Here is a 14,092-nt window from a genome sequence, read left to right on the forward strand (position 1 = left end):
TGGGGAGATCCCGCCGTGACCGCCGTGACCGAGCCCCACTCCGAGCCCAGCCCCGAGCCCAGCCCCGGGCCCCGCTCCGACCCCTTCTCCGAGAACACCGCCGACGTCATCGTCGTCGGCGCGGGGCCGGCCGGCGCGACGACGGCGTACCACCTGGCCAAGGCCGGACTCGATGTCCTGCTGCTGGAGAAGACCGAGTTCCCGCGCGAGAAGGTGTGCGGCGACGGGCTGACCCCGCGCGCGGTCAAGCAGCTGGTGGCGATGGGCATCGACATCTCGGAGGAGGCCGGCTGGCTGCGCAACAAGGGCCTGCGGATCATCGGCGGCGGCGTCCGTCTCCAGCTGGACTGGCCGGATCTCGCGACGTTCCCCGACTACGGCCTGGTCCGCAAGCGTGACGACTTCGACGAGCAACTCGCCCGCCAGGCGCAGAAGGCGGGCGCCCGCCTCTACGAGCGCTGCAACGTCGGCGCGCCGATCCTCGACGACCGCACCGGCCGCATCGTCGGCGTCCACGCCAAGCTCGGCGAGGAGAAACGCGAGGTCACCTTCCGCGCGCCCCTGGTGGTCGCCGCCGACGGCAACTCCACCCGGCTCTCCCTCGCGATGGGCCTGCACCGCCGCGAGGACCGCCCGATGGGTGTGGCGGTGCGGACCTACTTCGAGAGCCCCCGCCACGAGGACGACTACCTGGAGTCCTGGCTCGAACTGTGGGACCGCCGAGGCGCCGAGGACCGCCTGCTGCCCGGCTACGGCTGGATCTTCGGCATGGGCGACGGCACCTCGAACGTCGGCCTGGGCGTCCTCAACACCTCCGACTCCTTCAAGGAGTTGGACTGGCGCGAGGTCCTCAAGGCCTGGTGCGCCTCGATGCCGGAGGACTGGGGCTACACCCCGGACAACATGACCTGCCCGATCCGCGGCGCCGCGCTCCCCATGGCCTTCAACCGGCAGCCCCACTACACCAAGGGCCTGCTCCTGGTCGGCGACGCCGGCGGCCTGGTGAACCCGTTCAACGGCGAGGGCATCGCCTACGCCATGGAGTCGGGCCAGCTCGCCGCCGACGTCATCGTGCAGGCCCACGCCCGCTCCACGCCGGCCCAGCGCGAGACGGCCCTCCAGCACTACCCGCAGATCCTCAAGGACACCTACGGCGGCTACTACACGCTGGGCCGCGCCTTCGTGAAGCTCATCGGCAACCCGAAGGTCATGAAGATCGCGACCCAGCGCGGCCTGACCCACCCGCTGCTCATGAAGTTCACCCTGAAGATGCTCGCCAACCTCACCGACCCGACCGGCGGCGACGCCATGGACCGCATCATCAACGGCCTGAGCAAGGTGGCCCCGAAGGCCTGACCTCCGGCCACCGCAACAGTCGCCCGGCGTGCGAACACCCCGTCACGCCGGGCCACACCGATGAGCGCGGCGCGTTCGGGCCCGGGCTCGGGCTCGGGCACACCGAAAAGGCCGCTGCCCCCGAGCGGCTGCGGCCTCTTCTGTGGTGGGGGTCGGGTCAGAGGACCCGGACGGCGCCGGTCGGCGGGTCGTAGTCGAGGGGGCGCTCGACCACGCCGGTCGACGGGTTCTGCGCGCCGACGAACATGCCGTCGCCCACGTACACGCCCACGTGGTACGCGCTGCCCGCGCTGCCCCAGTACAGGATGTCGCCGGGCTGGAGGTTGCTCAGCCCGACCTGGGTGCCGGCCGTCGACTGGTCCTGCGAGACGCGCGGCAGGTCGACACCGACCTGCTTGAACGCCGCCTGCACCAGGCCCGAGCAGTCCCACGAGTTGGGGCCGGTGCCGCCGGACACGTACGCGTCGCCGACCTGGGCCTTCACGAACGCGATGACCGCGGCGGCCGAACCCGTCGCCGTCGACGTGCTGGTGGAGGCGCTGCTGCCGGCCGACGTGGAGGTGTCGGTGCTCGCGGAGGCGGTCAGGGTGGCCCGCTCGGCGCTGCGGGCGGCGGCGCGCTCGGCGGCGGCCTTGCGGGCGGCCTCCGCCTTCTTCTTGGCCTCGGCCTTCTTCTTGGCCTCCGCGAGGTCCGCCTTGGCCTGCTTGGCGGCCGACGCGGCGGCGGCGTCGCGCTCCGCCTGCAACTCGTAGTTGGCGGCGGCCTGCTGCGTGGCGTCGGCGGACTGGGCGACCTGGGCGGACAGGTCGGCGGTGAGCGTGGGCAGTTCGATGGTCTGCGTCACCGGCTCGGCAGCGCTCGCCGAACCGGACGCCCCGGCCACTGCCAGGGTGCTGAGGACGCCACCGGCAACTCCGGCTCGCATCGCGAGCGTCGACGCGCTGCGACGGGGTTTGCGGTGGCTCCGTATGAGAGCGGTGTGGGACATGGGTACAACCGGTATCAGGGCCTTCTCCATACCTTCAAGAAACGTGTGCTGCGCCACAGTTACTCAATCGCGACCCCAACTCCCGGGCGTGTCGGTCCTTATTGACGCCGTAACGGACATTGCGGGCGTGCCCCATGGGGCGTGTGATCACGTACTTTCGCCATAAGGTCCGAATTGCCCGCTGCCTAGCATCTGTTGGGGTAGGTGGCCAAGCCTCGTTCTCATGCGCCTCTCATCGATGTGGTGGAGGTCACGCAACGGTCACGACCGCGACCGCGTCCCGCGCGAACGTCCACCCTCACCCCCTCGTGAATGTGCGCACGCGTCCACATCCCGTCTCACCCCTCCCTCTGATGTGTGAATGCGGTGCCACTATCAACCACTCGTGTCCAGCGCCAATTTGCATGCACGGGAACCCACTTGATAGAGGGGCCACCCCTCTGAGCTGCTCCGACGAGCCAAAATGTCACCGCTGGTGATCAGTCGGACGCTTCGCGTATGAAGATCACTGCTCATCCGACTTCATGATCCTTCGTCAGGTGGTGGAGATCACAAAGCTTGTGCAATACGCCGTGTCGCAGATCACAGATCCCCGGGCATAGGATGCGAGGCAGTTGGGCTTGTGACCCGCTTCACATGTTCGCGATCTTCGTTGGGACGAACGAGGTTCGTGGCGTCCGTGAGGCACGCGAGCCCTGTGCCATCGCCAGCAGTCAGTGCCGACTGAGAGGAGCGAGGAGCGGTGAACGCCTATGCGCCCATCCTCGTACTGGGAGCCCTCGGGGCAGGCTTTGCGATCTTCTCCGTGGTCATGGCCACGCTGATCGGTCCGAAGCGGTACAACCGGGCCAAGCTTGAGGCCTACGAGTGCGGGATCGAGCCGACCCCCACGCCGGCCGGCGGCGGGCGCTTCCCCATCAAGTACTACCTGACGGCGATGCTCTTCATCGTCTTCGACATCGAGATCGTCTTCCTCTACCCCTGGGCCGTCACCTTCGACGCCCTGGGGATCTTCGGGCTCGTGGAGATGCTGCTCTTCGTGCTCACCGTCTTCGTCGCGTACGCGTACGTATGGCGGCGGGGCGGTCTGGAATGGGACTGAGGGGCTTTTAGAGACATGGGACTCGAAGAAAAGCTGCCGAGCGGCTTCCTGTTGACCACCGTCGAGCAGGCCGCGGGCTGGGTGCGCAAGGCGTCCGTCTTCCCCGCCACCTTCGGCCTCGCGTGCTGCGCCATCGAGATGATGACCACCGGCGCCGGACGCTACGACCTCGCGCGCTTCGGCATGGAGGTCTTCCGCGGGTCGCCCCGCCAGGCGGACCTGATGATCGTCGCGGGCCGGGTCAGCCAGAAGATGGCGCCGGTGCTCAGGCAGGTCTATGACCAGATGCCGAACCCCAAGTGGGTGATCTCCATGGGGGTCTGCGCCTCCTCGGGCGGCATGTTCAACAACTACGCGATCGTGCAGGGCGTCGACCACATCGTCCCGGTCGACATCTATCTCCCCGGCTGCCCGCCGCGGCCGGAGATGCTGCTGGACGCCATCCTCAAACTCCACCAGAAGATCCAGGGCTCCAAGCTCGGCGTGAACGCCGAGGAAGCGGCCCGGGAGGCGGAGGAAGCGGCGCTCAAGGCCCTGCCCACGATCGAGATGAAGGGGCTGCTGCGGTGAGCGACGCGAACGGCACGGGCGGGGCGAACGGCGCCCCGAAGGAGGCCGGCAAGGCCGCCGAGGGGGCCGGCGGAGCCCCGGGGGCGACGAACGGGACGTCGAGCGGGACGTCGGCCGGGACGTCGGCCGGGACGTCGGCCGGGACGTCGGACGGCGCGTCGGCCGGGACGTCGGACGGCGCGTCGGCCGGGACGTCGGACGGGGTGAACCCCGAGAAGGACCTCGGCACCGACAACCTCCCCGGCCAGCGAGGTCAGGGCGGCGAGGAGATCCGCGTCCAGCGCGGCATGTTCGGCGCCGGACAGAGCGGCGACACCTCCGGCTACGGCGGCCTGGTCCGCTCGGTCCGCCTCCCCGGCCCCGCGACCCGCCCCTACGGGGGGTGGTTCGACGAGGTCGCCGACGAGTTGGAGGGCGCCCTGGAGGAACAGGGGCTGCTGCCCGCCAACGCCATCGAGAAGACCGTCGTCGACCGCGACGAACTGACCTTCCACATCGAACGCGAGCACCTGGTCCGCGTCGCCCGCACCCTGCGCGACGACCCCGCCCTCCGGTTCGAACTGTGCACCGGCGTCAGCGGCGTCCACTACCCGCACGACAAGGGCCGCGAGCTGCACGCCGTCTACCACCTGCGCTCGATCACCCACAACCGGCTGATCCGCCTGGAGGTCAGCGCCCCCGACAGCGACCGGCACATCCCGTCCCTCGTCCCGGTCTACCCGACCAACGACTGGCACGAGCGCGAGACGTACGACTTCTTCGGGGTCGTCTTCGACGGTCACCCGGCCCTGACGCGGATCATGATGCCGGACGACTGGCAGGGCCACCCGCAGCGTAAGGACTACCCCCTCGGCGGCATCCCCGTCGAGTACAAGGGCGCCCAGATCCCGGCTCCGGACCAGCGGAGGTCGTACTCGTGAGCACGCAGTCAGCATCGGCCCGCGAGACCACCGAGGGACCCGTCTACACGGTCACCGGTGGCGACTGGGACGAGGTCGTCCAGTCCGCGGCCCGCGCCGACGACGAGCGCATCGTCGTCAACATGGGCCCCCAGCACCCCTCCACCCACGGAGTGCTCCGCCTCATCCTGGAGATCGACGGCGAGACGGTCACCGAGGCCCGCTGCGGCATCGGCTACCTGCACACCGGCATCGAGAAGAACCTCGAATACCGCACGTGGACGCAGGGCAGCACCTTCGTCACGCGCATGGACTACCTGACGTCGTTCTTCAACGAGACCGCCTACTGTCTCGGCGTCGAGAAACTCCTCGGCGTCGAGGACCAGATCACCGAGCGGACCAAGATCATCCGGGTGCTCCTGATGGAGCTGAACCGGATGTCCTCCCATCTGGTCTGCATCGCCACCGGCGGCATGGAACTGGGCGCCACCACGATCATGATCTACGGATTCCGTGATCGTGAAATGATTCTCGACCTCTACGAGTTGATCACCGGCCTGCGGATGAACCACGCGTACATCCGCCCCGGCGGCCTCGCCCAGGACCTGCCGCCCGGTGCGGTGGACAGCATCCGCGCCTTCGTCAAGAAGATGCGCAAGAACCTCCCCGAGTACGACAAGCTCGCCACCGGCAACCCCATCTTCAAGGCCCGTATGCAGGACGTCGGTTACCTCGACCTCTCCGGCTGCATGGCCCTCGGCGTCACCGGCCCGATGCTGCGCTCCACCGGCCTCCCGCACGACCTGCGCAAGTCCCAGCCCTACTGCGACTACGAGACCTACGACTTCGAGGTCCCGACCGCCGACACCTGCGACGCCTACGGCCGCTTCCTGGTCCGCCTGGAGGAGATGCGCCAGTCGCTGTCGATCGTCGAACAGTGCCTGGACCGGCTCCAGCCCGGCCCCGTCATGGTCGCCGACAAGAAGATCGCCTGGCCCGCCCAGCTCGCCCTGGGACCCGACGGGCTCGGCAACTCCCTCGACCACATCAAGAACATCATGGGCACCTCCATGGAGGCCCTGATCCACCACTTCAAGCTGGTCACCGAGGGCTTCCGGGTACCGCCGGGACAGGCGTACACGGCCGTCGAGTCACCCAAGGGCGAACTCGGGGTGCACGCCGTGTCCGACGGCGGCACCCGCCCCTACCGGGTCCACTTCCGCGACCCGTCCTTCACCAACCTGCAAGCCATGGCGGCGATGTGCGAGGGCGGCCAGGTCGCCGACGTCATCGTCGCCGTCGCGTCCATCGACCCCGTGATGGGAGGCGTCGACCGGTGACCACCAGTTCTTCGGAGCGGGGCGTCAGCCTGGGCATGCCCAGGCTGCCCGCGCCCGCCTACCCGGACGACATCCGGGCCCGCCTTGAGACCGACGGGCGCGCGATCATCGCCCGCTACCCGGACTCCCGGTCCGCCCTGCTGCCGTTGCTGCACCTCGTGCAGGCGGAGGAGGGCCATGTCACGCGCACCGGACAGCAGTTCTGCGCGGACCTGCTGGACCTGACGACGGCCGAGGTCGCCGCCGTTGTGACGTTCTACTCGATGTACCGGCGCCGCCCCTCCGGCGACTACCAGGTCGGCGTCTGCACCAACACGCTCTGCGCGGTGATGGGCGGCGACGCCATCTTCGAGGAGCTCCAGGAGCACCTGGGCGTCGGCAACGGCGGGACCACCGACGACGGCAAGGTCACCCTGGAGCACATCGAGTGCAACGCGGCCTGCGACTTCGCGCCGGTGGTGATGGTCAACTGGGAGTTCTTCGACAACCAGACCCCGGCCAGCGCCAAGCGCCTCGTCGACGACCTGCGCGCGGGCGCCGACGTACGCCCCACGCGCGGGGCGCGGCTGTGCACCTTCAAGGACACCGCCCGCATCCTGGCCGGCTTCCCCGACGAGCGGGCCGGGGCCGTCGAGGAGAGCGGCAGCGCGGGCCCCGCCTCACTGGTGGGCCTCCGCCTGGCCAGGGGGGAGACCGCACCCGCGCGGGTCGTGCAGCCGCGGGACGGCGGACCGCAGGACGCGCGCGACGCGGCCCGGGACCGGACGGCGCCCGAGCCGGCGCCGTCCGAGCACCTCAGCTCGCACGACGCGCCACAGGACACGTCGGCCTCCGACCCCGCCCACCCGGCAGGGCCCGCCGCCGAGGAGGGGGAGTGATGACCTTGGCACCCGAACTGAAGGACACCAGCCCCGAGAAGCTGCTGTCACCCGTGCTGTCGGCGTTCTGGGACGAGGACCGGTCCTGGTCCCTGGACGTGTACCGCCGCCACGACGGGTACGAGGGCCTGCGCAAGGCCCTCGCGATGACCCCGGACGACCTCATCGCCTATGTGAAGGACTCCGGGCTGCGCGGCCGGGGCGGCGCGGGCTTCCCCACCGGGATGAAGTGGCAGTTCATTCCGCAGGGGGATGGAAAACCGCACTATCTAGTTGTCAACGCCGACGAGTCGGAGCCCGGGACGTGCAAGGACATCCCGCTCCTCTTCGCGAACCCGCACAGCCTCATCGAGGGCATCGTCATCGCGTGTTACGCCATCAGGTCGTCGCATGCCTTCATCTATCTGCGGGGTGAAGTCGTCCCCGTTCTGCGGCGGTTGCACGAGGCGGTGAACGAGGCCCGTGCGGCCGGCTACCTCGGCGCGAACATTCTCGGTAGCGGCCTCGATCTCCAACTCACCGTGCACGCGGGCGCCGGCGCGTACATCTGCGGTGAGGAGACCGCCCTGCTCGACTCGCTCGAAGGCCGTCGTGGTCAACCGCGGCTGCGTCCCCCCTTCCCTGCCGTCGCGGGCCTCTACGCGTGCCCGACTGTAGTGAACAACGTCGAATCGATCGCGTCGGTTCCCGCGATCCTGAACCGGGGCAAAGAGTGGTTCCGGTCGATGGGCAGTGAGAAGTCGCCCGGCTTCACGCTCTACTCGCTCAGCGGCCACGTCACCAACCCCGGCCAGTACGAGGCCCCGCTCGGCATCACGCTCCGTCAACTCCTCGACATGAGCGGCGGGATGCGGCCGGGCCACCGCCTCAAGTTCTGGACGCCGGGCGGTTCCTCCACGCCGATGTTCACCGCCGAACACCTCGACGTCCCCCTCGACTACGAAGGGGTCGGCGCCGCCGGTTCCATGCTCGGCACCAAGGCGCTCCAGTGCTTCGACGAGACGACCTGCGTGGTGCGGGCCGTCACCCGCTGGACCGAGTTCTACGCCCACGAGTCCTGCGGCAAGTGCACCCCGTGCCGCGAAGGCACCTACTGGCTCGTGCAGTTGCTGCGCGACATCGAGGCGGGCAAGGGCGCCCTGTCCGACCTCGACAAGCTGAACGACATCGCCGACAGCATCAACGGCAAGTCCTTCTGCGCCCTCGGCGACGGCGCCGCCTCGCCGATCTTCTCGTCACTGAAGTACTTCCGCGAGGAGTACGAGGAGCACATCACGGGCCGCGGCTGCCCCTTCGACCCGGCCAGGTCGACGGCCTGGGCCGACCGCACGGAGGTGAACGCATGACCGTGACCAGCAACGCCCCCTCCGGGGGTGAGGCGGCGGCCCGCCCGCCGCAGGATCTCGTGTCGCTGACGATCGACGGCGCCGAGATCAGCGTGCCCAAGGGCACGTTGGTCATCCGGGCCGCCGAACAGCTCGGCATCGAGATCCCCCGCTTCTGCGACCACCCGCTGCTCGACCCGGTCGGCGCGTGCCGCCAGTGCATCGTCGAGGTCGAGGGCCAGCGCAAGCCGATGGCGTCCTGCACCATCACCTGCACCGACGGCATGGTGGTCAAGACCCATCTCACCTCGCCGGTCGCCGAGAAGGCCCAGCACGGTGTGATGGAACTGCTCCTCATCAACCACCCGCTGGACTGCCCCGTCTGCGACAAGGGCGGCGAGTGCCCGCTCCAGAACCAGGCCATGTCGCACGGCAACGCCGAGTCCCGTTTCGAGGGACGCAAGCGGACCTACGAGAAGCCGGTCCCGATCTCCACGCAGGTGCTCCTCGACCGTGAGCGGTGCGTGCTGTGCGCCCGCTGCACCCGGTTCTCCAACCAGGTCGCGGGCGACCCCATGATCGAGATGGTCGAGCGGGGCGCGCTCCAGCAGATCGGCACCGGCGAGGGCGACCCGTTCGCCTCGTACTTCTCCGGCAACACCATCCAGATCTGCCCGGTCGGGGCGCTGACCTCGGCGGCCTACCGGTTCCGTTCCCGCCCCTTCGACCTGGTCTCCTCGCCGTCGGTGTGCGAGCACTGCTCCGGCGGCTGCGCCACCCGCACCGACCACCGGCGCGGCAAGGTCATGCGGCGCCTCGCGGCGGCCGACCCGCAGGTCAACGAGGAGTGGATCTGCGACAAGGGACGTTTCGGGTTCCGGTACGCGCAGCAGCGCGACCGGCTCCAGACGCCCCTGGTCCGCAACCCGGAGGGCGACCTGGTGCCGGCCTCCTGGCCGGACGCCCTGGAGATCGCCGCGCAGGGGCTGCTCGCCTCACGCGCGCGTACCGGCGTCCTGGCCGGCGGCCGGCTCACCATCGAGGACGCCTACGCGTACAGCAAGTTCGCGCGCGTGGCGCTCGACACCAACGACATCGACTTCCGCGCGCGCGTGCACAGCGCCGAGGAGGCCGACTTCCTGGCGGCCCAGGTCGCGGGCCGCGGCCTGGACCTGGACGGAACGGGCGTCACCTACACCTCCCTTGAGCAGGCGCCCGCTGTTGTGCTGATCGGGTTCGAGGCCGAGGAGGAGGCGCCCGGCGTCTTCCTGCGGCTGCGCAAGGCGTGGCGCAAGCACGGGCAACGGGTGTTCGCGCTGGCCCCCTTCGCCACCCGGGGCCTTGAGAAGGCGGGCGGCACGCTGCTGCCTGCGGCTCCCGGCACCGAGACCGAGTGGCTGGACGCGCTCACCAGCGGCGTCGGCCTGGAGGACTCCGGGGCCCGGGCCGCCGAGGCCCTGCGCGCCGACGGCGCCGTGATCGTCGTCGGCGAGCGGCTGGCCGGGGTGCCCGGGGCGCTGACCGCCGTCGTGCGGGCCGCGTCCGCGACCGGGGCGGCGCTGGTGTGGATTCCGCGCCGGGCCGGTGAGCGCGGTGCCGTCGAGGCGGGCGCGCTGCCGTCGCTGCTGCCGGGCGGCCGCCCCGCCACCGACCCCCGCGCGCGGGAGGAGGTCGCCGCCGTCTGGGGCGTCGCCGAACTCCCGCACCGTTACGGGCGCGACACCGGCCAGATCGTCGAGGCCGCCGCCCGTGGCGAGTTGCAGGCCCTGGTGGTCGCCGGGGTCGAGGTCGCCGACCTGCCGGACCCGGCACGCGCGCGTGAGGCGTTGCGGGAGGCCGGGTTCGTGGTCTCGCTCGAACTGCGGCCCGGTGAGGTCACCGAGCACGCCGACGTCGTCCTTCCGGTGGCCGCGGTCGCGGAGAAGGCCGGCACCTTCCTCAACTGGGAAGGCCGGGTCCGCTTCTTCGAGGCCGCGCTCAAGCCCGACCAGATGGCCCGCACGCTCGCGCCGACCGACGCGCGCGTGTTGCAGATGCTGGCCGACGCCATGGACGTTCATCTGGGGCTGCCCGATCTGCGCACCGCGCGGGCCGAGTTGGACCGGCTGGGCGGCTGGGACGGCGACCGGGCCGGGGCGCCGGGGGCGACGGCGGCGCCGTTGCCGAGGCCCGCCGTCGGTGAGGCGGTCCTCGCCGGACACCGGCTGCTGCTCGACCGGGGGCTCCTCCAGGAGGGCGACGAGGCGCTCGCCGGTACCCGGCACGCCGCCTACGCGCGCGTGTCGGCCGCCACGGCCGCCGAGGTCGGCGTCAAGGACGGCGACCTGCTCGCCGTGACCGGGCCCGCGGGCGTCCTCGAACTCCCGCTCCGGACCACCGAGATGCCCGACCGGGTGGTCTGGCTCCCGCTGAACTCCGTGGGCGCCGGTGTCGCCTCCGACACGGGGGCGCTGCCCGGCGCCCTCGTCCGTATCGGCCCGGCGACGCTCGTCGACGGGGCCCCCGAGGAGGTGGAGGCATGAGCCCGTACCTCGCTGCGGAAGACCTCTCCATGTTCGGCCGCGACCCCTGGTGGCTCGTGGTCGTCAAGGCCGTCTTCTGTTTCGCGTTCCTGATGGTGACCGTGCTGTTCTCCATCGTGTGGGAGCGCAAGGTCGTCGCCTGGATGCAGCTGCGGATCGGCCCCAACCGGCATGGCCCCTGGGGCATGCTCCAGTCGCTCGCCGACGGCATCAAACTGATGCTCAAGGAAGACCTCGTCGTCAAACGCGCCGACAAGGTCGTCTACGTCCTCGCCCCGATCGTCGCCGCCGTGCCCGCCTTCATGGCGATCGCCGTGATCCCCTTCGGGCCGGCCGGCAACGAGGTGTCGATCTTCGGGCAGCGCACCACGATGCAGCTGACCGACCTGCCTATCGCGATGCTGTTCATCCTCGCGGTGGCCTCGGTCGGCATCTACGGCATCGTGCTCGCGGGCTGGAGCTCCGGATCGACCTACCCGCTCCTGGGCGGCCTGCGCTCCTGCGCCCAGATGATCTCCTACGAGATCGCCATGGGCGCCGCGTTCGCCTCGGTGTTCCTGTACTCGGGTTCGATGTCGACGTCCGCGATCGTCGAACAGCAGCACGACCGCTGGTACATCGTGCTGCTGCCGGTCTCGTTCCTCCTCTACATCGTGACGATGGTCGGCGAGACCAACCGCGCGCCGTTCGACATGCCGGAGTCCGAGGGCGACCTCGTCGGCGGCTTCAACACCGAGTACTCGTCGATCAAGTTCGCGATGTTCATGCTCGCCGAGTACGTCAACATGGTGACCGTCTCGGCCGTCGCGACCACCCTCTTCCTCGGCGGCTGGCGGGCCCCCTGGCCGGTCAGCACCTTCTGGGAGGGCGCGAACCACGGCTGGTGGCCGATGCTCTGGTTCGTCGTCAAGGTCCAGCTGCTGCTGTTCTTCTTCATCTGGCTGCGCGGCACGCTCCCGCGCGTGCGCTACGACCAGCTGATGAAGCTCGGCTGGAAGGTCCTCATCCCGGTCTCCGTGGTCTGGCTGATGCTGGTCGCCACCGTGCGGGCGCTGCGCAACGAGCACTACGGCTTCGCGAACATCGCGCTCTACATCGTCGGCGGGGTCATCGTCCTGCTGCTGTTGTCCTTCCTCGTCGACATGTTCCGCGAGCGGGCGCAGACGGCCGAGCGGGCCGAGGAGGCGCCGGCCGGGTTCGACCCGATGGCCGGTGGGTTCCCGGTGCCGCCGCTGCCGGGACAGGAGCTTCCGCCGGTGCCCAGGCGCAGGCCGCACCGCGAACGGGAGCTGATTGTCAGTGGTGGGTCGGATACTGCCAGTGACGGAACTTCGGAGGGAAAGGAGGCGTCCGATGGCTGACGAGCCCCAGGAGTCCGAGCAGATGAAGCCCGGCTTCCAGAACCCCGTGGCCGGCTTCGGCGTGACGTTCAAGGCCATGTTCAAGAAGCGGCTGACCGAGCAGTACCCGGAGCAGGAGAAGACCACCGCTCCGCGCTTTCACGGACGGCACCAGCTCAACCGCCATCCGGACGGCCTGGAGAAGTGCGTCGGCTGCGAGCTGTGCGCCTGGGCCTGCCCCGCCGACGCCATCTACGTGGAGGGCGCGGACAACACCGACGAGGAGCGCTACTCCCCGGGCGAGCGGTACGGCCGCGTCTACCAGATCAACTACGCCCGGTGCATCCTGTGCGGCCTGTGCATCGAGGCGTGCCCCACGCGCGCGTTGACGATGACCAACGAGTTCGAGCTGGCCGACAGCAGCCGCGCCAACCTGATCTTCACCAAGGATCAGCTGCTCGCCGGCCTGGAGGACGGCATGGTCGACAGCCCGCACGCCATCTATCCGGGCACCGACGAGCAGGACTACTACCGGGGTCTGGTCACCGAGGCGGCTCCGGGCACCGAGCAGCAGGTGGCCGTCTCCAAGGGCGAGAAGCCCGAGGAAGAGGGGGTGGAGGCATGAGTACGCAGCTCGCCGCCTACGCCACCTCCACCGGCGAGGCGGTCCAGTTCTGGCTGCTGGGCAGCGTCGCGCTGATCGGCGCCCTGGGCACCGTCTTCATGCGGCGGGCCGTGCACAGCGCGCTCTGCCTCGCCGGGACCATGATCATCCTGGCGGTGTTCTACCTCGCCAACGGCGCCTACTTCCTGGGCATCGTGCAGATCGTCGTCTACACCGGCGCGATCATGATGCTGTTCCTCTTCGTGGTGATGCTGGTCGGCGTGACGGCCGCGGACTCCCTGAAGGAGACCATCAAGGGCCAGCGCTGGCTGGCGCTGCTCAGCGGCGTCGGCTTCGGCGTCCTGCTGGTCGGCGGGATCGGCAACGCCTCCCTGACCGAGTTCGACGGACTCACCCAGGCGAACGCGAACGGCAACGTGGAGGGCCTCGCCGCCCTCATCTTCACCAAGTACGTCTTCGCCTTCGAGATCACCGGCGCCCTGCTGATCACGGCCGCCGTCGGCGCCATGGTCCTCACCCACCGGGAGCGCACCGAGCGCGCCAAGACCCAGCGCGAGCTGTCCGAACAGCGCGTGCGGGACGGCAAGCACCTGCCGCCGCTGCCCGCCCCCGGCGTGTACGCCCGGCACAACGCGGTCGACATCGCGGGCCTGCTGCCCGACGGCACCCCGTCCGAGCTGACCGTCAGCAAGACGCTGCGCGACCGAGGCCAGATCCGGGACGTCTCCAGCGAGGCGCTGGAGGACCTGCGGGCCCTGGAGCAGCGTTCCGAGGAGCGCCTGGAGCGCACCGAGGTGGAGCCGTCCCCCCTCCGGCGGACCGAGGAGGCGTCGAAGTGAACCCGGTCAACTACCTGTATCTGGCAGCCCTGTTGTTCACGATCGGCGCCACCGGAGTGCTGATCAGACGCAACGCGATCGTCGTGTTCATGTGCATCGAACTGATGCTGAACGCCTGCAACCTCGCGTTCGTCACCTTCTCCCGCATGCACGGCAACCTCGACGGCCAGATCATCGCGTTCTTCACGATGGTCGTCGCCGCCGCGGAGGTCGTCGTCGGGCTCGCGATCATCGTGTCGCTGTTCCGTTCCCGCCACTCGGCCTCGGTCGACGACGCCAGCCTGATGAAGCTCTGAGGGGCGCTGAAT

13 protein-coding genes are annotated in these 14,092 nt (G+C 69.8%); 12 read left to right on the plus strand and 1 reads right to left on the minus strand.

The features are described 5' to 3' along the window. The first annotated feature begins 24 nt into the window (after positions 1–24). Complete coding sequence (locus ACIQOU_RS21250) at positions 25–1,356, plus strand: geranylgeranyl reductase family protein (RefSeq protein WP_401538595.1); 1,332 nt, start codon at positions 25–27, stop codon at positions 1,354–1,356. A 157-nt stretch (positions 1,357–1,513) separates the two neighbouring features. Here ACIQOU_RS21250 and ACIQOU_RS21255 read toward each other — a convergent pair whose 3' ends face one another. Beyond that, complete coding sequence (locus tag ACIQOU_RS21255; protein WP_401538361.1) at positions 1,514–2,344, minus strand: C40 family peptidase; 831 nt, start codon at positions 2,342–2,344, stop codon at positions 1,514–1,516. Between the two features lie 742 nt (positions 2,345–3,086). Here ACIQOU_RS21255 and ACIQOU_RS21260 point away from each other — a divergent pair. The 11 genes from ACIQOU_RS21260 to nuoK all read left to right on the plus strand — a co-directional run bounded on the left by ACIQOU_RS21260 (position 3,087) and on the right by nuoK (position 14,080). After that, the gene (locus ACIQOU_RS21260) at positions 3,087–3,446 is read left to right on the plus strand and encodes an NADH-quinone oxidoreductase subunit A (protein ID WP_003992243.1); all 360 of its coding nucleotides are present in this window, start codon (positions 3,087–3,089) and stop codon (positions 3,444–3,446) included. 15 nt (positions 3,447–3,461) lie between these two features. Further along, positions 3,462–4,016, plus strand: coding sequence for an NADH-quinone oxidoreductase subunit B family protein (locus ACIQOU_RS21265; RefSeq protein ID WP_329869522.1), 555 nt, complete (start codon positions 3,462–3,464; stop codon positions 4,014–4,016). Positions 4,017–4,219: 203 nt separating this feature from the next. Further along, entirely contained in the window at positions 4,220–4,936 is a 717-nt protein-coding gene (locus ACIQOU_RS21270; protein ID WP_401538596.1) for an NADH-quinone oxidoreductase subunit C, read from the plus strand. Further along, positions 4,933–6,255, plus strand: coding sequence for an NADH-quinone oxidoreductase subunit D (locus tag ACIQOU_RS21275; protein WP_401538362.1), 1,323 nt, complete (start codon positions 4,933–4,935; stop codon positions 6,253–6,255). Before ACIQOU_RS21270 ends, ACIQOU_RS21275 begins: the two co-directional genes overlap by 4 nt. Continuing rightward, positions 6,252–7,133 (plus strand): NADH-quinone oxidoreductase subunit NuoE, encoded by an 882-nt coding sequence (gene nuoE / locus ACIQOU_RS21280; protein WP_401538363.1) that lies wholly within the window; start codon positions 6,252–6,254, stop codon positions 7,131–7,133. The genes ACIQOU_RS21275 and nuoE overlap by 4 nt, the downstream gene beginning before the upstream one ends. Then, positions 7,133–8,479, plus strand: coding sequence for an NADH-quinone oxidoreductase subunit NuoF (gene nuoF, locus ACIQOU_RS21285; RefSeq protein ID WP_401538364.1), 1,347 nt, complete (start codon positions 7,133–7,135; stop codon positions 8,477–8,479). The genes nuoE and nuoF overlap by 1 nt, the downstream gene beginning before the upstream one ends. Continuing rightward, positions 8,476–10,980: an NADH-quinone oxidoreductase subunit G gene (locus tag ACIQOU_RS21290; RefSeq protein WP_401538365.1), complete on the plus strand. Its 2,505-nt coding sequence runs from the start codon at positions 8,476–8,478 to the stop codon at positions 10,978–10,980. Before nuoF ends, ACIQOU_RS21290 begins: the two co-directional genes overlap by 4 nt. Next, positions 10,977–12,341 carry an NADH-quinone oxidoreductase subunit NuoH gene (gene nuoH / locus ACIQOU_RS21295; protein ID WP_401538366.1) on the plus strand — a complete coding sequence of 455 codons (1,365 nt, stop codon included), beginning with the start codon at positions 10,977–10,979 and terminating at the stop codon, positions 12,339–12,341. The genes ACIQOU_RS21290 and nuoH overlap by 4 nt, the downstream gene beginning before the upstream one ends. Next, positions 12,334–12,945 (plus strand): NADH-quinone oxidoreductase subunit NuoI, encoded by a 612-nt coding sequence (gene nuoI, locus ACIQOU_RS21300; protein WP_401538367.1) that lies wholly within the window; start codon positions 12,334–12,336, stop codon positions 12,943–12,945. Before nuoH ends, nuoI begins: the two co-directional genes overlap by 8 nt. Beyond that, entirely contained in the window at positions 12,942–13,784 is an 843-nt protein-coding gene (locus tag ACIQOU_RS21305) for an NADH-quinone oxidoreductase subunit J (RefSeq protein ID WP_401538368.1), read from the plus strand. The genes nuoI and ACIQOU_RS21305 overlap by 4 nt, the downstream gene beginning before the upstream one ends. Next, the gene (nuoK, locus tag ACIQOU_RS21310; RefSeq protein ID WP_020130147.1) at positions 13,781–14,080 is read left to right on the plus strand and encodes an NADH-quinone oxidoreductase subunit NuoK; all 300 of its coding nucleotides are present in this window, start codon (positions 13,781–13,783) and stop codon (positions 14,078–14,080) included. The genes ACIQOU_RS21305 and nuoK overlap by 4 nt, the downstream gene beginning before the upstream one ends. Positions 14,081–14,092: the final 12 nt, after the last annotated feature.

It is taken from the genome of Streptomyces sp. NPDC091279 (assembly GCF_044757465.1).
GTDB lineage: Bacteria > Actinomycetota > Actinomycetes > Streptomycetales > Streptomycetaceae > Streptomyces.

What these genes read in the sequence shown, in the direction of transcription:
- nuoH (WP_401538366.1), top strand. Translation starts at nt 10,977, where the DNA reads ATGAGCCCGTACCTCGCTGCGGAAGACCTCTCCATGTTCGGCCGCGAC.
- ACIQOU_RS21265 (WP_329869522.1), top strand. Translation starts at nt 3,462, where the DNA reads ATGGGACTCGAAGAAAAGCTGCCGAGCGGCTTCCTGTTGACCACCGTC.
- ACIQOU_RS21290 (WP_401538365.1), top strand. Translation starts at nt 8,476, where the DNA reads ATGACCGTGACCAGCAACGCCCCCTCCGGGGGTGAGGCGGCGGCCCGC.
- ACIQOU_RS21305 (WP_401538368.1), top strand. Translation starts at nt 12,942, where the DNA reads ATGAGTACGCAGCTCGCCGCCTACGCCACCTCCACCGGCGAGGCGGTC.
- nuoI (WP_401538367.1), top strand. Translation starts at nt 12,334, where the DNA reads ATGGCTGACGAGCCCCAGGAGTCCGAGCAGATGAAGCCCGGCTTCCAG.
- ACIQOU_RS21255 (WP_401538361.1), bottom strand. Translation starts at nt 2,344, where the DNA reads ATGTCCCACACCGCTCTCATACGGAGCCACCGCAAACCCCGTCGCAGC.
- nuoF (WP_401538364.1), top strand. Translation starts at nt 7,133, where the DNA reads ATGACCTTGGCACCCGAACTGAAGGACACCAGCCCCGAGAAGCTGCTG.